Annotated in this window: 19 protein-coding genes and 1 pseudogene; 9 read left to right on the forward strand and 11 right to left on the reverse strand. The window is 47.5% G+C overall.

Annotated elements, in window-relative coordinates; translation table 11 throughout:
* The first annotated feature begins 330 nt into the window (after positions 1–330).
* Positions 331–588 carry a type II toxin-antitoxin system CcdA family antitoxin gene (locus ACOI06_RS12355; protein WP_420662898.1) on the forward strand — a complete coding sequence of 86 codons (258 nt, stop codon included), beginning with the start codon at positions 331–333 and terminating at the stop codon, positions 586–588.
* A 24-nt stretch (positions 589–612) separates the two neighbouring features.
* Here the strand turns inward: ACOI06_RS12355 and ACOI06_RS12360 are convergent.
* The 7 genes and pseudogenes from ACOI06_RS12360 to ACOI06_RS12390 all read right to left on the reverse strand — a co-directional run.
* Positions 613–1,665 (reverse strand): annotated as a pseudogene (locus ACOI06_RS12360) (AAA family ATPase); the annotation flags it as partial.
* 309 nt (positions 1,666–1,974) lie between these two features.
* Positions 1,975–3,258, reverse strand: coding sequence for an SLC13 family permease (locus tag ACOI06_RS12365; protein WP_420662899.1), 1,284 nt, complete (start codon positions 3,256–3,258; stop codon positions 1,975–1,977).
* Between the two features lie 246 nt (positions 3,259–3,504).
* Positions 3,505–4,443 carry an alpha/beta hydrolase gene (locus ACOI06_RS12370; protein ID WP_420662900.1) on the reverse strand — a complete coding sequence of 313 codons (939 nt, stop codon included), beginning with the start codon at positions 4,441–4,443 and terminating at the stop codon, positions 3,505–3,507.
* Between the two features lie 122 nt (positions 4,444–4,565).
* Positions 4,566–4,898: a hypothetical protein gene (locus tag ACOI06_RS12375; RefSeq protein WP_420662930.1), complete on the reverse strand. Its 333-nt coding sequence runs from the start codon at positions 4,896–4,898 to the stop codon at positions 4,566–4,568.
* The gene (locus ACOI06_RS12380) at positions 4,814–5,074 is read right to left on the reverse strand and encodes a hypothetical protein (RefSeq protein ID WP_420662901.1); all 261 of its coding nucleotides are present in this window, start codon (positions 5,072–5,074) and stop codon (positions 4,814–4,816) included. Before ACOI06_RS12380 ends, ACOI06_RS12375 begins: the two co-directional genes overlap by 85 nt.
* Positions 5,075–5,218 carry a hypothetical protein gene (locus ACOI06_RS12385; RefSeq protein WP_420662902.1) on the reverse strand — a complete coding sequence of 48 codons (144 nt, stop codon included), beginning with the start codon at positions 5,216–5,218 and terminating at the stop codon, positions 5,075–5,077.
* A gap of 20 nt (positions 5,219–5,238) precedes the next feature.
* Complete coding sequence (locus ACOI06_RS12390) at positions 5,239–5,634, reverse strand: porin (protein WP_420662903.1); 396 nt, start codon at positions 5,632–5,634, stop codon at positions 5,239–5,241.
* Between the two features lie 358 nt (positions 5,635–5,992).
* Between ACOI06_RS12390 and ACOI06_RS12395 the strand changes: the two genes are divergently transcribed.
* A complete protein-coding gene (locus tag ACOI06_RS12395; RefSeq protein WP_420662904.1) occupies positions 5,993–6,646 on the forward strand; it encodes a YczE/YyaS/YitT family protein in 654 nt (217 codons plus the stop codon).
* Between the two features lie 175 nt (positions 6,647–6,821).
* The gene (locus ACOI06_RS12400) at positions 6,822–7,604 is read left to right on the forward strand and encodes a 3-hydroxybutyrate dehydrogenase (RefSeq protein WP_420662905.1); all 783 of its coding nucleotides are present in this window, start codon (positions 6,822–6,824) and stop codon (positions 7,602–7,604) included.
* Between the two features lie 288 nt (positions 7,605–7,892).
* Here ACOI06_RS12400 and ACOI06_RS12405 read toward each other — a convergent pair whose 3' ends face one another.
* The 3 genes from ACOI06_RS12405 to ACOI06_RS12415 all read right to left on the reverse strand — a co-directional run bounded on the left by ACOI06_RS12405 (position 7,893) and on the right by ACOI06_RS12415 (position 11,984).
* Positions 7,893–8,126 carry a type II toxin-antitoxin system Phd/YefM family antitoxin gene (locus tag ACOI06_RS12405; protein ID WP_420662906.1) on the reverse strand — a complete coding sequence of 78 codons (234 nt, stop codon included), beginning with the start codon at positions 8,124–8,126 and terminating at the stop codon, positions 7,893–7,895.
* A 195-nt stretch (positions 8,127–8,321) separates the two neighbouring features.
* Positions 8,322–9,419, reverse strand: a complete 1,098-nt coding sequence (locus tag ACOI06_RS12410) for a ribonucleotide-diphosphate reductase subunit beta (protein WP_420662907.1) — start codon at positions 9,417–9,419, stop codon at positions 8,322–8,324.
* Positions 9,420–9,446: 27 nt separating this feature from the next.
* Positions 9,447–11,984, reverse strand: coding sequence for a ribonucleoside-diphosphate reductase subunit alpha (locus tag ACOI06_RS12415; protein WP_420662908.1), 2,538 nt, complete (start codon positions 11,982–11,984; stop codon positions 9,447–9,449).
* A gap of 736 nt (positions 11,985–12,720) precedes the next feature.
* Here ACOI06_RS12415 and ACOI06_RS12420 point away from each other — a divergent pair.
* Entirely contained in the window at positions 12,721–13,872 is a 1,152-nt protein-coding gene (locus ACOI06_RS12420) for a glycosyltransferase (protein WP_420662909.1), read from the forward strand.
* A 114-nt stretch (positions 13,873–13,986) separates the two neighbouring features.
* On the opposite strand, the gene ACOI06_RS12425 is transcribed toward ACOI06_RS12420, so the two are convergent.
* Complete coding sequence (locus ACOI06_RS12425; RefSeq protein WP_420662910.1) at positions 13,987–15,117, reverse strand: glycosyltransferase family 4 protein; 1,131 nt, start codon at positions 15,115–15,117, stop codon at positions 13,987–13,989.
* A gap of 500 nt (positions 15,118–15,617) precedes the next feature.
* Between ACOI06_RS12425 and rfbF the strand changes: the two genes are divergently transcribed.
* Genes rfbF through ACOI06_RS12450 form a run of 5 tightly spaced genes read left to right on the forward strand, consistent with a single transcriptional unit; the run spans position 15,618 to position 20,056 of the window.
* Positions 15,618–16,391, forward strand: a complete 774-nt coding sequence (rfbF, locus tag ACOI06_RS12430; RefSeq protein WP_420662911.1) for a glucose-1-phosphate cytidylyltransferase — start codon at positions 15,618–15,620, stop codon at positions 16,389–16,391.
* The gene (gene rfbG, locus ACOI06_RS12435; protein ID WP_420662912.1) at positions 16,388–17,458 is read left to right on the forward strand and encodes a CDP-glucose 4,6-dehydratase; all 1,071 of its coding nucleotides are present in this window, start codon (positions 16,388–16,390) and stop codon (positions 17,456–17,458) included. The genes rfbF and rfbG overlap by 4 nt, the downstream gene beginning before the upstream one ends.
* Positions 17,455–18,018, forward strand: coding sequence for a dTDP-4-dehydrorhamnose 3,5-epimerase (rfbC, locus tag ACOI06_RS12440; RefSeq protein ID WP_420662913.1), 564 nt, complete (start codon positions 17,455–17,457; stop codon positions 18,016–18,018). Before rfbG ends, rfbC begins: the two co-directional genes overlap by 4 nt.
* The gene (locus tag ACOI06_RS12445; RefSeq protein WP_420662914.1) at positions 18,015–19,238 is read left to right on the forward strand and encodes a methyltransferase domain-containing protein; all 1,224 of its coding nucleotides are present in this window, start codon (positions 18,015–18,017) and stop codon (positions 19,236–19,238) included. The genes rfbC and ACOI06_RS12445 overlap by 4 nt, the downstream gene beginning before the upstream one ends.
* Positions 19,235–20,056, forward strand: a complete 822-nt coding sequence (locus ACOI06_RS12450; RefSeq protein WP_420662915.1) for an NAD-dependent epimerase/dehydratase family protein — start codon at positions 19,235–19,237, stop codon at positions 20,054–20,056. The genes ACOI06_RS12445 and ACOI06_RS12450 overlap by 4 nt, the downstream gene beginning before the upstream one ends.

Genomic DNA, 20,056 nt, shown 5'->3' on the forward strand with positions numbered 1-20,056 from the left:
AAAAACCTCACATACGATGCATCAAAAAATGACAAGGGGTTTTAATAAATATCAAATGCTCTCGAGAAACTGCAAAAACACAGTAACTTTCTGTTTTTATTGATATATTTTATTGACCAACATCAACTAAACACCACCCAACACACTGGCAACATCCTCAAGAGCCAACGCGTATTGTTGACCACGTTAGAGAAAGCCGCAGACGCAAACCAGCAGCTGCTGACAATGGACAACGTAGATAAGTGGGTAAAAAAATGTATTCAACCGCGAGGGCTCAGCCTAGGATGCGGATTAAAATATGCACATGTTTAAACACGCATTTGGATTGTTATGCCGGGCACAAAAACCACCCGCCACACACGCATGCTAGATCAGCAGATCGCCAGTCTTGCTCTGAACAGTAACGTACGGACAATCATTTCAAACCCTAAAACCAATGCTTCCCAGACCTGCAATATCCATCAACATGACCTCACACAGCTCGACCAAAAACGCAAATGGCGCGAGGATCACACAGATTTCATCATCGCCTACAACGCCACCATCAAGGCAGAAGGTTTGCCACTGGATGAGTGGAGAAACTTCTGATGGTAAATTTTCCACGCCCCAATCTCATTCATTCCCTACAAAAGGAATTGCGCCAAATCGACCTTGTATATAGCCTTTTTCAATGTTGTCAGTATTCTTTGTTTTAATGTCTGTTAACGGGAATAACAAAGTATCTCCCGCCGCAGATTTTTCAGTGAACCAAACCTGATCACGCCTTAAAATGCCTGGCGCCAATAAATTTGTATCATGTGTTGAGAACACAAGTTGAGCTCCGTGCGTATTCAATTTTTGGTTTTGAAACACGGAAACAATTTTTCTCGCAAGTAAAGTATGAAGGCTAGTGGTAATCTCGTCTAAAACTAAGATGCCACCGTATCTAAGTGCCAACAACACTGAGGGCAAAATATCGCATAGATGCCTTGTCCCTAAACTTTCATCTGAAATATCAAGATACTTAATGGTACCGTCTTTCGTCTTATGACCAAGTTCGAGCGTTCGAATTTCATCAAGCCTATTCAAACCACCTTGAGTTGTATCCTCAGGCATTTCCGTTTTCTTCACACGCATCTCGGTAATAACCACATCCGCCAGCCCGAGATAACGAACCACGTCTTTAGCAAGTTCTTCATCAGTCTCCAACCGTGTAAAAATGTCAGATGACGCTTTACCAGGCTCGCTCATCCTAAAGTTCAAACCTTTTTCGAAGAAATCAAAGATTTGTACCAACAACGGATGATCGGACGCATGGCCCGCCGATAGAAACAGCGCATTTTTTGGGGTAACAGACTGAATTTGCCGGCCACCACTAAAAGACCGCCCAAAATAGAACCCATCGGTTTCGTCCATATTGCGAGCAAATAGCACCTGTCTGATTAGTTTTGGAAAAGCATACAACCATTCTTCATGAACCCCTTCAGTACTCTGGGAGACTCCGTACTGATACCGCACATCGTTCAGCACAAAATCGACTACAAAACTAGATGGCTGAAATTGACTCTCATCATCGAGCAAAAAGGGACGATGGGGCATCTGTAGTCGCCCTGCTTCTCTGAATGAGGAAATGACCATGGAGCGCATAAATTGAAGCGCAGCAAGTACATTGGACTTACCAGACGCATTTGCACCATATTAGGCAACGACTGGGAGCACCCCGTGTTTTGCAGAACGGGTTTGAATAAGCTGCTCAGCAGCTTCCTTCAGAGCTGTCGCAATAAAACTTAACTCTGCCGTCTCTCGAACAGATCGAAAGTTAGTCACTGAAAACCTCAGAAGCATGGTCAGCCTTTGTAAAAATAAGTCGATTAAATCCGAAATTTCGATTTAATTCCACTACTTTTACATTTAATCAGCAAAGCTGATAAAGCCGTCACTCATCAGGTTGACGTCACAACTCTTTTAGATAGGCTACACGGCAGAAACATACACTCACTTAATCAACGTCAACCAAAGTACCCCCAGCCCCAGACTGATCAATGTAATGGGCAAACCCGTGCGACTAAACTCCAGAAAACCAATCGTCACGCCACGGGCTTTGGCCTGCTCGGCCACAATGATCCCTGCCAAGCTACCAAACAAGATCGAGTTTGAAGAAAACCCCGTCCCCAAAGCCACAGCTGCGCCCAACAATTCCACACCCTCTTTCACATTCGAAATAAACGGACTCAGCAACATAATGGTGGGGCTGTTACCAATCAAATCACTAACAGCGGCTGAAATAAAAAACGACTGAAAAATCGAATGCAAGTTCACACCTGTGCCATGGATCCAATCAACAAACTCTGTCAGCAGACCCGTCATCGCCATGGCTTCATTCACCACGAATAAGCCCATCAACATCAACAGCAAGTTGGCATCCACGTGACGCAGCAAATCATGCGATGAAATAGAACGGTTTAGCAATAGAACACTGCCACCACCCAGAGCAATCATCACATGTGGCCAGTCTGTAAATACAAACGCCGCAACCACACAAACAGTCACCACAGCCGCTTTAATCGTCTCGGTCCGATTGTGTAATTTGTTAGGATCAGCACCCCGATCGATCATGCCAGCATTGACCTGCACATTGTGATCAGGCATCTGGATTTGCGCCTGCATGTCAGCCGTCAGCATCCAACTCTTACGATAGTAAATTACCAGTACAACCCAAACAAAAAAGAGGCTTAGCAACACTGGAATCAGGGTGAGTTTAGAAAACTCCACAAATGACAAATGCATGGAAGCGGCAAGAATAATATTGTTCGGGCTTCCAATGAGTGTGGCTGTCGAACCCAGATTCGCCGCAAAACACATTGCCAACAAAATGGGCACCGGATTCATTTGTCGCTGCAGCGTCATCGCACAGAGCACCGGGGTCATGGCCAGCACCACAATGCTATTGCTAAGCACTGCTGACAGGAGCGCACCCGTCACAATCATCAAGGCGGTCAACGTTTTCGGACCCACAGGCATGTCTGCCAACTTTCGGGCGAGCCAACGATAAAAGCCCCCTTCCACAAAAGCCGCAGACACAATCATCAGACCAAACAGCATCCCGATCGTCTCAAAGTCAATACTGTTCCACGCTGCTTGCGGTGAAATACGACCTGCGACAATCAGCAGCATTGCCATCAAAACCGCCGCACCAGCACGGTCCACGTTGAATACAGGCAAATGCCCCAGAGCCATGGCCACATAAGCCAGCACAAACAAAACAACCGTGATATCCATTCTGATCCACCTTAAAAAATCCCATCGATTCTCGTAACCGAAAAAGACACCACGCTAGCGTAACCGACTGACCGTGACGACTTGAACACTGAGCGGCTACATCAAACACATGCACTGCATTTAAAAGTGACGCAATCATGACAGGGGGCGCACAAACCTGTGCGCCCCCTGTCATTCAAACATACCAAATGCCCGTTTCAATATCCGATCAAGTGCTACTCAAATACTATTCAAACACCAACCAAATCACGCACCCTTCATGAACGTAGCCATCGCGTCATAGACCTGCTGACACTCTTCTTTGACCAGATCTTCCATATTCATAAATGTGTGTGGCATATCTGGGAAATGTAGATGCGTTGTCTGAACCCCGACTTCTCGCAACTTCTCAAGATACGCAAAATCCTCATCTCTCAAAGGACAAAACTCAGCGGTCACCATCAAGGTTTCTGGCATACGTGCCGTGAAGTCACCAAACAACGGAGATACCGCTTTGCGATTCTCAGCGTTCTGAAAATAATGATCGTAATACCAGATCACCTTGGATTTTTGCAGTAAGTAACCGACGGCATTTTGTTCAACTGATGGGTAACTCAGCGTGTAATCCAAAGATGGATAAATCATGATGGCTTTGTCGATCGTCAGTTCAGGATCGAACTGCGCTTTACCGATCACCGAGGCGACCAATGCACCACCCGCAGAGTCGCCCACCAGTGAAAGTTTGGGCAGGAAATTAATCTGGCGAGCCGTCAACACAGAGAAAAGATTTTTCGCCACGCCATAGGCATCATTCAACCCATGCGGATACGGACTTTCGGGTGCCAAGCGATATTCCACAGACACCACAATGCAACCTGTGGCTTGGGCGATTTTTCGACTAATCGAATCGTAGACCGTCACACTGCCTGCCATGTGACCGCCCCCATGGTAGTGAATCAGAACAGGGCGCTGTTCTGACGGTGCGGGATGATAAATCCGAATCGGGACGTTATACCCATGCGTGGGCACAACCTCATCCCAAACCGCCTCAATCTCTGGAATGTCTGTCACCAGATCTCGTGTGGTGTTAGCTAACCATTCTCTGGCATTGACCGCAGTTGCTTTGTATCCCGCAGCCATCAGCGCGGGGACGGCTGCATTAAATGCATCAATAAAGGGCTTCAGTTTGGGACTGATTTCACGCATGGGATTTCCTTTCTCGGTTCAAAGCACAAATACACAATCCTTATATTGCCTTAAAACTGATGATCAATCCCAACCCCGATCTGCATTCCGTCTAATGATTTCACGTATGCAAGGTTGGTGCCCTAGGAACCATACGCATAAAGCGAGGTTCTTTTAGACAATGGGTAAACATAGGACGCTGCCACAATGTCCTGATCACCGGATGCCATCGACTTTCCGGGGTTTTGTTGTGGATAGACATTTGAGAGGTTTGAACTCGAATGCGTCCAAGACAGGTTCAGCTTTCCGGTCTTGAAAGGCACGACCATGCTCACCATGTAGTTTTTGGAATGAAAGCCGCGATGTTTGTAATCACCCAAACCAACCAACTTCACGGATGGATCAAACGCACTGCTACTGACATACCCCGGGCTTTTGAACTTACCATTGCGATCTTCACCATAGCCAAGGTTGATTTTGACAACAGAGAAGTCATAGGTAAAAGCGACCGCCCAGTTACGTACCGTGTAATCCAGTCGATTGCCGTTTTATCATTTGGACGCTGCACATCGTACACACCACCAACTGACCAAGGCCCCTGTGCATAATGCGCACCCGTGGTGACTAAATAATCTTGTTGTACCGACTTCATCTACCCTGTCTTCTCAAGCTCATAGCCACCATTGGTGGCATAGCCAACCCCCACTCTGAAACCGCGCATCTTGGGAGAGATGTACTTGATGAGATTGTCCGTACGCAGCCCACTGACACCGAATGCTCGACTTGGTTTACCCATACCTTTCGTCGTCTCAAGCTTCAGAAAGTCTTTCCCGAGTGTTTTTGACGCCCAAAACTCAAAGTACCGAATGATTTTGAGCTTAAACCCAAAACGGATTTACGATTAAAACCACGCGGCACTTTGCCAGCTTGACCCGTCAACAGCTTAATTTCCTGCTCGAAATTAAAAAACACGTTCAAATTAGACGAAATCGTTTCTGTCCCTTTGAGACCCCAGCGGCTGGTTTTAAGGTAGCTTTCTTGCAACCCAACATTCGAAACCGTCACAGACTGACCCTGCCCCTTATACCGAAAACCCTCATAGCCAAACCCGCTGTCAGCCACTCCATACAGTGTCAAGGATGGTTGCGCCAATGCTAGGCTAGGTAATGAGAAGGAAGCCAAAAGAATGCATGTACGCACTGTGTTTTTCACAATAGTCTCCAGACCACGTCTAGTCAGCGCAGTGTTTTGAAATTTGATGAAACGACTCGATCGAATCATGTATTAACCACATGATTGAAATAAAATGAGAATCAGAATCAGATGCAAGTGACTAGATAGAGGTGCAAGGTAACACCCATGTCGACGTTCGTTTTTGAGTACCTACACTACGCAGCATGGTTGCTAGATAGCTCGCATGACATTTGTTATTTCTAGGTGAGATTGCGTCACAACCGTCGGATTCTGCTCACAATCAGTCCCTACACAACGAAACTGTTGTATCTTCATGTTTTACGTGCACACGGCAATTACCGTTGAATTCGTTGCACCCACAAAACTGTCTCCTCCTATGAAACCCACTACGCAACTCGTCCAACTCAACCCTCTGGAGCAACTCCAAACTGGTCGACTCACCCGTCGCCTGACACAGCTCGTGGTTGGATTGTCATTTTTTGGTTTATCCATGGCCATGATGATTCGGGGCAATCTGGGTTTGGCGCCTTGGGATGCTTTGCACATGGGACTCACACAGCATTTTCCGATCAGCTTTGGTTGGGCCGTGTTTATCGTCTCAGTCATCGTCATGTTGCTTTGGATTCCCCTACGGGAAATGCCTGGCATTGGGACTATTGCCAACGCGGTTGTAATCAGTGCTGTGGCGGATTTCTCTTTATCGTTATTACCCACCGTCGACAATTTCACACTTCGACTGGTTCTAACAGTGGGTGGCGTCTGGTTGTGTGGATTTGGCTCAGCTCTTTATATCGGCACACAACTTGGTCGTGGCCCACGCGATGGTCTGATGACAGGGATTAGCCGCAAAACCGGGTTGTCATTGCGATTGATTCGAACCTTACTGGAAGTCTCTGCACTCTCAATTGGGCTCGTGCTTGCGGGCTTAGAAGTTTTAGGGATCGGCACAGTGCTGTTTGCATTGCTGATTGGTCCTCTGACCCAAGCCATGCTCCCTTGGGTCATGATCCACGTTCAAAAGCCCGAATAAAACTCACACATGCCTCTCATGATAAAGATCATTGTGATCATGGAAGAATTCTGTGCATGTTCATATGAGTCCGCTACTATAGATACATTAAGGTCTGACACGCACCAATGCAGTCATGGTCGTACAGACATCTGTTAGACAAGTGCAATGCGCACACAGTAAAGGAGAAACAAACATGGCTCGTTTTGATGGACAGGTGGGCATCATCACCGGTGCAGCCAGCGGAATCGGTAAAGAAATTGCACTGCGTTTTGCAGATGAAGGCGGTATCGCTGTCATTGCAGACTTGAATCTGGAAGCTGCTCAGGCCACAGCCGATGAAATCATGGCAAAAGGTCAAAAAGCCTTTGCAGTGGCCATGAACGTCACAGATGAAGCACAAGTTGATGAAGGCGTTGCTAAAGTCGCAGAAAAGTACGGCAAGATTGACGTTCTGGTCAGCAATGCGGGTATCCAGATCGTGAGTCCTTTAGTCGACTTCAAATACGATGACTGGAAAAAGCTCATGGCCATTCACTTGGATGGTGCTTTCCTGACAACCCGTGCCTGCCTGAAACACATGTATAAAGCCAACTATGGTCGCGTCATCTACATGGGTTCTGTGCACTCAAAAGAAGCGTCTAAGCTCAAAGCCCCTTATGTGACCGCCAAGCACGGCATCATTGGTTTGGCTAAAGTACTCGCCAAAGAAGGCGCACCGCACAACGTCACTGCGAACGTCGTTTGCCCAGGTTTTGTGCGCACACCACTGGTTGACAAACAAATTCCAGAACAAGCCAAGGAATTCGGGATTACCGAAGAAGAAGTCATCAAAAACATCATGCTCAAAGAAACCGTGGATGGTGAGTTCACCACCACCGATGATGTGGCCGATGCCGTCCTTTTCTTTGCGGCTGCTAAAAACAACGCCCTGACAGGTCAGTCACTGGTCGTGAGCCATGGCTGGTTCATGCAGTAACCCAAGACAAACGCCAAACAAATGATGAGTTTGGCATCAAGAGCAAGAGCGGATATCAACTTTTTGATTCCGCTCTTTCATTTTGAAAACAATTGTTGCCAGCAGGCTCGCACAGACGTTGAGAGGCTTCTTCGAAAGCAACAATCACTTCTGCGAGTCTGTCTTTCTGTTTTGCAACGAGTCAGCCCCCCAGTATTCCAATCAGTGCTTACACTTTAGTTTTGAAGCCAGCCGCAGCAACCTTTTTCGTATCCTTGAGCGCCACATTTGTTTAGACGACCTGTCAAATCACCAATCAAGCTCCTTGGCACTGCTTCCCAGGGGTTCCGCCATCCCTTTCTTGATGGAGTCGCGCATGCCCGGCATAGAAGCCAGATACAGGGTTTCCTGGATGGCATCCCAATCTGTCTCGGAGATAATCGCCGCACCCGAACGCTTGCTGATCAAACCCACGCGATGAAGCCCACACATCGTTTCATCCATCTCATCCAGAATTCGGCTATTACGTTTTGTCGTCGCCATCGCATATCTCCACAATTTCAGGCAGCCAACGAAATCGTCAGTTACCGATCCTCAAAACCAAGTTACTCACTTGCCACACAAGGTTCTACACATCGTTGCCGTTCAGATTTCCAAAAAAATATGGCTAGCAAGATCTAATTTACAGACCTTGCTAGCCATAGGCAATCCAACGAATGTCGAATCTAAAATGAATCGTCAGAACGAATCATCAAAAATCACGCCATCATCGTTTCGACGCATCACACCCACTTTGTAAGCAGCAATGTCCTGCTCCTGAGGTGAAGCCTGTGTCTTACTGATGTTCAACCACTTCTCCATAAACTTCAGAGGATTGGTTTTTGGGAACTCGTAACGATCGGTTTCAATGCCCAATGTGTTGTGCACTTCTTTGGCGCAATACAGCGTCCAAGCAGCCAGTCGATCAGCATTCACACCCACCAGTTCACGCCCTTCAGAAAACAAGTATTCAATCCATTGCAATTCGCTATCAACAACTTCTGCAATGAGGGCTTCAATGTCATCACGCATTTGCTCAAACGCGATCTGACCACGCTCTGTTGAGAGCTCGTTTTCAATGACGGCACGGCAAAGTTCTGCATGAACTTCCAACTCATCCTGAGCAATCTTTTGCACTGACTTACCGATGGGCTGGAACATTCCTGTGTCACAAATCGCAAATGTGACAGCAAAGGACGCCATGAACTGAATGCGTTCCATGCAATACAGTGCAATCACTGTCATGAACACGGTGTTGTACGTCTCTTGATTGTTTTCAATCTGACCCAGTGCGTACTGGTGTGAAGCACGATAACCATCATCAAACGCTTTCACCACACGCTCAAGACGGGAATGGGCTTCTTCCACACTCAGGATCTCATCAATGATCGTGGTTGGATCATCAAACGAGTTACGCACGATTTCTGAATAGGTTGCCGCATGAATCACTTCGTTATCAGAAATACGCTGCCAGCAAGCCCACAGCTCACTTGAGGTGATGAAAGGAGCCAACACTGGGGCAATGGCGCGTGATGCCACACTATCTGCTTCCCACTGCCAGGCAAGCGTTTTGATCATCATGTCATAGGTGGAACGGTTGGCTTTCTTAAAGTCTGCATTGCAGCTTGAGTAGTCAAACTCGTTCTCATCCCAGTCCAGTGATTTCTGAGTTTTATAAAGCTCCCAGATCCGTGGGTAATGACGGTTAATGGTGTCAAACAGGCCTTGCTTCTCCCCTAAGAAGAGAAGTGGTTTTTCATAGTCGGCCTTGTCGTAGTTAAATACGTTCTCAGTCATGATTATTCTTTCCTTGAATCACCAAACTTACAGGGTGCATGCGCCGCCACACTCTGGATCTTCATCCAGAATGCTTGTGACACTCACGGGTTCCAACAAAGAATTTTGCTGGGCTGTGGCAACGCCTTGGTTTGCAGGCTGAGTACTAGCCATTGCACCGTCGACCATTCGCTCAACCAACTCTTGACGCGCTTTGTCTGCGTCATCACGTTGCTGGAACCCTGCAGACGTTTTCTGGTTCATGTAGTACTTCGATTTGAGTCCCATCTTGATTCGGTACAAGTAGTTCTGAATCATTTCGGTCGACTCAATAAAGGCGTCTCCAATCACTTTGCGGTAGAAGTCAGCAGAAATCCCCTGGTCCGTCCACTTTTGCAGAATGGCATAGGCATCTGTCATGTCTTTGGTTGGGATATCCCAAGCCGATTCGTACCATTGTGCAAGTTCTTCACCGTCGGGAGCAGCCCAGTAATTCACACGATGGTTGTCGGTCTTGATCATCGTCAATTCACGAATTGGATAGACACCGTTGGTGGTTCCAGAGGAGTTTGCCGACGTTTCTGTTGGCATATGAGCCACGAGCACCGAGTTCCGAATTCCACCATTCTTAATCACCGCAGCACGCAACGCTTCCCAATCATAGTGATGCGTAAATTCTGCCAGCTGATCGACGTTGCGATTGTAAGTATCCATGGGCATCCAGCCTTCTGGCCACTTGGTCTTGTGTATCCAGGGGGCATTGCCCAGTTCTTGGCCTAAACGTAGGCTGGCTTTCACGAGATGGTAGAAGTGACGCTCACCCACTTGATGGATGAACTGTTTACCTTCGGTCGTCATGTAGCTTTGACGCTCTTTGGCCATCAAATGAGCCAAGCCTAAGATACCGACACCGGCATTCAAACGTGCTTTTGAGGTGTAACCAATATGCGGCAACTCATACTCAGCCAGATGAATACATTTGTCGATCATCAGCAACGCGTAGTACGCCACTTCTTCGTACTGCTCATCCGATTCGATATTTCCGACCACGATACCGGCCAAGTTACATGTGGCCACTTCGGGGGATGACTTCTGAATAATGTTCTCAACCACCACACCATTGACCTCATCACCCACTTGCAAATCCAGTGGATACAACAGGCCACGGCTGGTTTCGACGGCATGCTCACCCGGTAATGTGTGCGTTTCACCATCGGCGTCTTCAAACTTCACAAAAGACACATCGTGCTCTTCATAGATCTCAGTGATGCGGTTGTAAGCACCGGTTGGCAATGCAATTTCAGAGCACAGGTTTGAGCTGTAAATTGTGTCTTTGAATGGGGTGTGTCGGTTCATCTCGGTGATGTTGTGCTCATAGACACGACCGGTTTCATTCCATTCATTAATTGCAGTAATCAGCAATTCACGCGCATTGACCGTCTGCTTGGGGAACAAGGGATTGTTCTCATACTTCTCATACAGTTCTTCAAACCGCTCTTCATCTTCGCTATAGAGTGCGTCATACAGATCAGGTGCGGTAAAGCTGTTAAACAAGAAAATGTCTTCGTTGCGAGCCACTTTACGCGCAAACAAACGGTTCGAACCCCAAGAGTAATCCATACCACGGATTTTTTTATCTTCTGTAGACATGGGGTTTTTAAGACGCAATAAGACATCAACTTCTGGATCGAAGATCGAGAAGTAAGCCGTGCACGCACCGCCACGACCATTTTGCAGGCTGGATTTCACCTCAGCCACGACAGCACGATAGTATGGCAACTTACCCTGGTGACGGATCACACCGCCTCGCACCGGGTCATTGAGTGAGCGGATGTTCATATGTGAACCAATGCCGGCACTCAGATACGTCATGGTGTAAGCAATGTGATTACCCACAGCGATTGAACGAGCACTATCTGCGGTGGTATACAGGCAGCAACTGGCATAACCACGTAATGGGGTGCCCAGATTAATGTGGTTGGGTGTTGGTGCGTTGATTCGGTTTCTGGACAAATGCTCATAAAACTTCGCCACATCATTCATGCGTCGATCACGAGGCTGATCCACGGATAAGGCCATGGCCATCCGCATATAGATATACTGCGGTGTTTCGTAAATTTTGTCTTTGACGCGGTCCGCAATGGCGTATTTCGACAGGTGCGTGTGCAATTGGTAGTGTGCATAATCCAGATCACGCTCATGATCGATCATTTTTTCGACTTGATCATATTCATCGTCTGAATAATCCAGCCACTCCATGTAGCCAAGCTTTTGCAGGCGACGGTGCAATTGGATCACTGATGGCATAAAGACGCCATGCACTTCCTTGTGCATCAACGTCGCGTACAAACGACCGGCCATGCGGTTGTAGTTCCAGGTGTCTTGTTGCAGACATGTTCTGATCAGACGTTGCTGCAGATCCAGCGTTGAAACTTGTGCTGGCATATCACTAACGGTCTCAAGTACTACCGAAGACCAGTCCATCTCGGGACCCAATGCTTGGGCTGCCCACTCACCCCAACCGTTCAATTTTCCGGGTGTAAAAGGCTCTATGCGCCCATCCCGTTTAATGACTGTCTCGATCATGGCTGTACTCTCTCCCGTGACAAATATTCTTTAAAAATTCAACGTATCTGCATACACAAAAACGGTATCAGACAGAACGATGCAAAGCGCTTTCATCATGACACAGCCCAGAAACTCAACCCCCATGAATGCCGACTCAATCCACACTCTGGTTTTTTGTTTTCTGTGAAGCTGAAATTTGATCTGCAAGGATGAAAAATAGGGCAAAAAGCCTGAATTCATCGCGCTTGCCGTGATGCGACTGTGCTAGAAACAGCACAGGTGTTGGAAGAATATAACACACACCCGACCACTGTATGTAGGCATTTCCCAACGGGAAACCACAAAATATAGGGCTATCCCAACAAACTCTCACTAACGAGCCGAAGGTGCTCGTCTAGTATAATCACGCTCTATTTAGTTGCAAATATAAAAATGCCCTACATTTGTAATATCGTCTAGAAAAACAGATTAAAGAATTACAGAACAACATTTAACACCGACCTCTAACACCGATTTAATCATAAGAAAATGGTGGTTTTAAACAAAAACTCTAATCAAGCACAGAAGCGGCGCATGGATCAAAACCCACCAAATACTGGTGGCCGTGCAAGTAAATAACCAAAGATATCAATTGTAATAAACAACATTTCAAGAAAGCATTGTGACCTCAACTCGGTCATCTCACACTAACCGAACACCAGTCGTGAAACAATACGAATCATTGTCGAATTAACCGCAGGTTTATATCAACATCATGCCACCTTCAAAAAATCGTCGTATTTTGTATGTTATTGGCACCTTGGATGTAGGGGGCGCAGAATTGCATCTAGTGCGCATCTGCAAAGAGCTAAAGCAACGAGATTGGAAACCTGAGATCTTCACCCTGGCACTCGGTGGTGTACTGACCAAAGAGCTTGAAAAACATGGCATCACAATTCATGGCGTAACAGCTCGCAGATCACCAACAACGGCATTAGGCAGAAAAATGCACCATGTTTTCAACATGTGGCATCTAATCAAAATCATGCGTACTAGGCAATACGCTGTATCCCATTTTTTCTTACCCGCAGCTTACCTCTTTGGGGCGATTGCAGCGATCATTTCTCGCACTAGTCCGCGTATCATGAGTCGACGTAGCATGAACCATTACCAAGCACGTAGACCTGTATTTGGCTGGGTCGAGCGAAAAATGCATACCTACATGGATCGCATCTGCGGCAACAGCCAGGCCGTGATGGTTCAGCTTAAAGAAGAAGGTGTGCCTGAAAAACGACTGCGGCTGATCTATAACGGTATCGAAATAAGCGCCCCACCCGAGCAAGAGCACCGACAGCAAGTGCGTTCAGCGCTTGGTTTGAAACGGGAAACGCTGGTCATGGTGATTGTTGCCAATCTTATTCCATATAAAGGCCATGCAGACTTGATTGATGCGTTAGGTCAGATTAAACATGAATTGCCGCAAGATTGGGTTGTTCTTTGCGTCGGCCGGGATTCAGGCATCCTGACAGAACTTAAGCACCGTGCAGAGATAGAAGACATTAGTCAACACATAATGTGGCTGGGATCGCGACTGGACATTCCAGATATTCTAATGGCCTCAGATATCGGCCTTTTGGTATCTCACGAAGAAGGGTTCTCCAATGCCATCCTTGAAGCTATGTCAGCTGAGTTGCCGATGGTGGTGACCGACGTGGGCGGTAACCGAGAAGCTGTGATCGATGGTCAAACCGGTTATGTAGTGTCAGCAAAAAACGCGAATGCTTTAGGTCAGGCCATCCTAAAATTAGTCGCAAATCCGCAGCGCCACTGGATGGGCCAACAAGGACGGCGTCGGGTCAAAGAACATTTTTCTCTGGATGTCTGCGTAGATCACTATGAAACACTGTACACAGAGCTTATTTCGTAATGATCTTAAACGAATGATTTTGATCGGTTTAATCGCCACTGATGATTATTATCAAGCGTATCGTTTACTGACAACCCAAACAACCGTACAGTCATAAAAATCACTTGTTTTTATCTATCGAGGTTTTACAAGCTCTTCGATCAGATTGGTCCATTGTCTAATAACACTATCTACTGAAAATCTGTCTCTCACGGCTGTCGCTTGCGAACCCAAGTGCTGACGCAGAGCTCGATCATTAAATACTTTCAAAAGCGCTTTAGATAGCGCCTGGAAATCATCCACAGGCACTAACCAGCCATTACGCTCATGGTCAACAATATCACGTGGACCAGAGTCGCAGTCAGTTGCGATGACCGGGCAACCCATGGCCATAGCTTCAAGCAAAGCATTCGGAAAACCTTCATACCGTGAAGACAGAACAAACAAACTCGCTTGAGCCATCCAATCAGATGGGTTAGGCACGACCCCTGGCATTTCAACTGCACCACTGATTTTAAGGTCATCGGCCAGTGCCTGCAAAGCAGCACGTTCAGGGCCCTCACCAAGAATCGTCAATATCACGCCTCGCTCAGGCAACCTACTTTGCGCCAAAGCCTGTAACAACACGTCAAACCCTTTTTCTTTTGATAAACGGCCGACCGCCAATAATTTCCGATGCTGACGGGTTTCAAAAGCAGGTGGCGCGGGCAAAACTCTCACTAAGTTGGGAATCACACGGATTCGTTTGTGCGCTGAAACGCTTAAAGCCCACTGCGCCACAGACTGGGTTTGCACGACCACCTGATCCGCCAGTGGATACAACAATCGGCGCGCAATCTTCCAGACTCTTGAAACTCGATGATGACGAGGATCAGTACGCTCTGAGACGATCACAGGAATGCCAGTACCCAACATGGCTGCGAGCGTACGCACATTGTTTTGTTCGATAAAGCTGATCACCACATCAGGTTTGAAATCCTTGATCGTCTGACGCATTATGCGTAGGCGCCGCCAGTTATTTGAAATGCTTTTCCAGAAAGTTTTTGATGGCCACATCAAATTAATGGCGATTCGGGTGATTCTGGGATTGAGTTGATAATGATCCGCATTGGTGGCCCATGTCAACAATCCCACCTCGTAACCCGGCCGTGTACAGAGTATGTTCGCCAAGTCGGTGATCATGCGTTCTGCACCACCTGCTCCCAGGCTGGAAATAATCCAAAGAACGCGAATCGGTTTAGCGGGCGCCCGTTGAACAGCATTCATAGCTGAACATCACCACAGTCTGTGTTGCAGTCAAAAAAACAAGTAATTAGGGGGTGGTCGCGGCGAGTTTCTGTCATTTTGTAGTGGCGCGGTCTCTGTAGTTAGTTAATTAACTTATTAACCAGTCATGTCAATGGTGATCGCGACTCATCGACACTGTACCAAGATTAAGACCAATATTACTTGACAAGCGAAATCACTATAAGAAAAGATACACCGAAGTGAATGAAAGCTATAAACAAGACCGGAACATCAGCAGCAATAAAAATGCGTAATACAACAATGACGCTAGCTAGGGTAACACGCGCATGGTGGATAATCTATAATTCAAACTGACTGAAGTTGGTGCTGAAAACCGTACAAAAAATAATGAACGGTACAGACTTGTGCGTGGACTTGGAATGATTTGTTGATCTATACGTAGATCAGCAGCCATGATCTGCACACTTAAAAGTATGTAAAGTCTCGCATGAGCGAGACATTGTTAATGAGACTTTTATATGAAAGCTGTAATTCTCGCGGGCGGTCTTGGAACCAGAATTTCCGAAGAAACGGGATTACGTCCCAAACCCATGATCGAAATTGGTGGACGACCTATTTTATGGCATATCATGAAAATGTACTCAGCACACGGTGTCAACGAGTTCATCATTTGCTGCGGCTATAAGGGATACGTCATCAAAGAGTATTTCGCTAATTATTTCCTGCACATGTCTGATGTTACGTTTGACATGCGTAATAACGAAATGACCGTTCATGAGCGCAACGCAGAGCCATGGAAAGTGACACTGGTTGACACTGGTGAGAGCACACTCACAGGTGGGCGACTGGCACGCGTACGACGCTATATTGAAAATGAACCTAGCTTTTGCTTTACTTATGGGGATGGTGTATCTGATGTTGACATCAGTGAACTGATTCGTTTTCACAATGCGCACGGGCGGCTGGCTACTGTAACTGCTGTGCGTCCACCAGGTCGCTATGGTGCTCTCGAACTCGATGGTGAACGTGTTACAGGTTTCATTGAGAAGCCACGTGGCGATGGTGGCTTGATCAATGGAGGCTTCTTTGTACTCAACCCATCAGTTCTTGACCTGATTGAGGGCAATAACTGTAGCTGGGAAAATGAACCTTTAGCCAAACTAGTCGCAATGGAACAAATTCGAGCGTTTGAGCACGATGGTTTCTGGCAACCCATGGACACCTTACGCGATAAAAATCAACTCGAAGAATTGTGGAGCCAGGGCAATGCACCTTGGAAACAATGGGCATGAGCGCAGGTCGCATACCCGAGCCTAGTTTCTGGCATGGACGGCGCGTTTTACTAACAGGTCATACTGGTTTCAAAGGCGCCTGGCTTACATGGTGGCTCACACGTATGGGTTCTTCAGTGTGTGGACTCTCTCTTGCACCAACAACACACCCCAATCTATTTTCCCTGCTAGGTTTGGACAAACTTTGCGATCATCGTATTGGTGACATTCGTGACGAGGCGCTAGTTAGACGTATTGTTCATGAGGTGCAGCCAGAGATCGTGCTGCACCTAGCGGCGCAGGCGCTAGTACGAACCAGCTATAGCGACCCTTTAACCACGTTTTCTACCAACGTCATGGGAACCGCACACTTACTGGATGCACTGCGATCATCCGAACACACACGTGTGGCAGTGATGGTAACAACAGACAAGGTCTACCGTAATCGGGAATGGGTTTGGCCTTACCGCGAAGAAGACCCTCTGGGCGGACATGATCCTTACAGTGCCAGCAAGGCCGCTTGCGACATCGCGATTGAATGCTGGCGATTGGCTTTTTTACAGAACAATGATGTAGCCGTTGCGAGCGCACGGGCAGGCAACGTGATTGGAGGGGGCGACTGGTCGGTCGACCGCTTATTACCCGATGCGGTCAGGGCTTGGCTCTCCAACGAACCACTAAGTGTTCGACGTCCACAAGCCGTGCGACCATGGCAGCATGTGATTGAACCACTTGCAGGATATTTGGTACTGGCAGAACACCTTTGGCACCACCCAAAAGCTGCTGAACCCTATAACTTTGGCCCGCACCCGCATGAAGTGGCAACCGTGCATGATGTCATTGAGTTAGCAAAACAGGCTTTCCCAAAAGCCCAAGTAGAGTATGGTGACGGTCTGGAAGGACCGCATGAAGCCGGGCTTTTGTCTCTAGACCCAGCGCGCGCCCGATCAATTCTTGGCGTGAAACCAAGATTCACGCTACACGACGCTGTCGAGCGCACAATGAATTGGTATGCACAGCAGGCGCTAGGTGCACACGCACACGAACTGTGTGAAGCTGACCTAAACGCGTGGGAAAATCTATCATGAGTCGCTTTCAGATCCAAAGCACACCACTTGCAGGGTTATGTACCATCGTTTCAAAACGCATGGGGGATGAGCGTGGTTATCTGGCCCGGCTGTTTTGTGATGAAGAGCTCCTGCAAGTGGGTTGGACAGCCGATGTGGCACAAATCAACTTAACCCACACCCGCGAAAAAGGCACTGTCCGTGGCCTTCATTACCAACAGCCCCCGCATGCAGAAATAAAACTCGTACGTTGTCTAAGAGGTGAAGTCTGGGATGTAGCCGTGGATCTGCGTCGTGACTCTCCGACCTTTTTGAAGTGGTATGCGCAGCACCTGAGCGCCAAAAACATGAACGCACTATTGATTCCACAAGGCTTTGCCCACGGTTTTCAAACGCTCACGAACAACGTAGAGATGTTGTACCTACATTCAGCGCCGTATGTGGTTGATAGCGAAGGCGGACTGAATGTGAAGGATCCACGCTTGCAGATTACGTGGCCACTTGCCATTGGTATACTGTCAGAGCGTGACCGTCAGCACCCTTTTATAACCGACAGTTTCGAAGGCCTTAATATCACATGAAATGTCGACATTGTGCCAGTTCACTCGAGCATATCTTTCTTGATCTTGGCTTTGCACCGCCTTCCAATGCATACCTAACACAGGCCGGTCTGAGTCGTCCAGAAACGTATTTTCCTTTACGCGTACGTGTTTGCGACAACTGCTGGCTAGTCCAGACCGAGGACTATGCGCGTGCCGATGAGTTATTTAACGCTGACTACGCCTACTTCTCCAGCGCCTCAAAAGGTTGGCTCACCCACGCAGCGAACTATGCGCAGCAAATGATCGAACAACTGTCATTAGACAAAAATAGTTTGGTGGTCGAAATCGCCTCCAACGATGGTTACTTGCTGAGAAATTTCGTTGAGAAAGGCATTCCTTGTCTAGGTATTGAACCGACCGACAGTACCGCACAAGTGGCAATGAGCTTAGGTATTGAGGTTTTAAAAGAGTTTTTTGGACAGGGTTTGGCAGAAGAACTGCGTGACACAGGACGCCAAGCCGATCTAATTGCCGGCAACAACGTCTATGCCCACGTGCCTGATATCAATGACTTCACTCGCGGGCTCAAAACAGCTTTGAAACCTAGCGGCACCATCACACTAGAGTTCCCACATCTGCTGCAGTTGATAGAACAAGTGCAATTTGACACTATTTATCATGAGCACTTTTCTTATCTGTCACTGTATACGGTGCAACGCATCTTTGCGTCGGCAGGCCTGAGAGTCTTTGATGTCCAAACTCTGACAACCCACGGCGGTAGTCTACGGGTATTCGGATGTCATGTTGATGACTCCAGAGATACACAAAAAAGTGTGGCAATGATGCTCACGAAAGAAAAAAATGCGGGCCTGCAAGACTTAGATGTTTATCTAGGTTTTCAGGCACGCGCAAATGCATTGAAAGATGAGCTGTTGAAATTCCTACTCGAACAAAAGAAGGCTGGGCATAAAGTCGTTGCCTATGGCGCTGCCGCTAAGGGCAACACACTATTGAATTACGCTGGAATTAAACCTGATTTACTTGAGTTTGTGGTGGATGTCGCCCCTGCCAAACAAGGAAAATATATGCCAGGAAGCCATATCCCGATCCAAGGGCCCGAAACCCTAGCAAAAAGTCAACCGGACTACGTCCTAATTCTTCCTTGGAATATTGCCAATGAAGTCATCATGCAAAATGAAAATTTATATCGAAGTGGCGTACGTTTTGTGACAGCAGTTCCGACACTTAAGGTGCTATGAGCAAGACTTTGCTGATCACTGGCGTGACTGGATTTGTGGGCAAACAGGTGCTACAGATACTGCAAACCACAGACCATCATCTGCGGGTGGTCGTACGTAACCCTAAATCCATTGAATGGCCTTCAGGAACAACTGTGGTGCAGTCACAGGATCTCTTTGCAGAATCGGCGCAGTGGTGGAACCAAGTGGCTCAAAATGTGGATGCAGTGTTACATCTAGCTTGGTACGCTGAGCCGGGTTTGTACTTGCGATCTCCACGCAATCTGAGTTGTCTACAAGGTACGCTGTCGATGGCACAAGGATGTGCTGATGCGGGAGTACCACGCTTTGTGGGCGTTGGGACCTGCTTTGAGTATGATACTAGTTTCGGGTACCTCTCGACCAAAACGCCACTGAATCCCACCTCGCCCTATGCAGCAGCAAAAGCGGCAGCATGGTTATTCCTGAGAGAATACTTTCAAGAAAGACAAGTTTCACTGGCGTGGTGTCGACTCTTCAATCTATATGGCGCAGGCGAAGATTCCCGACGACTGATCCCGTATGTGCATCAGCAATTGTCCCAGGGTCAAGTGGTTGAACTAACAGCAGGCACTCAAATCCGAGATTACCTAGACGTGCGCGAGGCAGCGAAGCAGCTGGTCATACATTTGCTGGGATCTCAAGAAGGCGCCATCAATATTTGCTCGGGACGTGGTCAGAGTGTGCGCAACATAGTCGAAAGCATTGCCGACCAGTACGACCGACACGATCTTCTACGCTTTGGGGAGCGTTCAGACAATTTTACAGATCCACCGATTGTGGTTGGAATCAAGGATTAA

The organism is Orrella sp. 11846, assembly GCF_048820935.1.
Classification (GTDB): domain Bacteria; phylum Pseudomonadota; class Gammaproteobacteria; order Burkholderiales; family Burkholderiaceae_B; genus Algicoccus.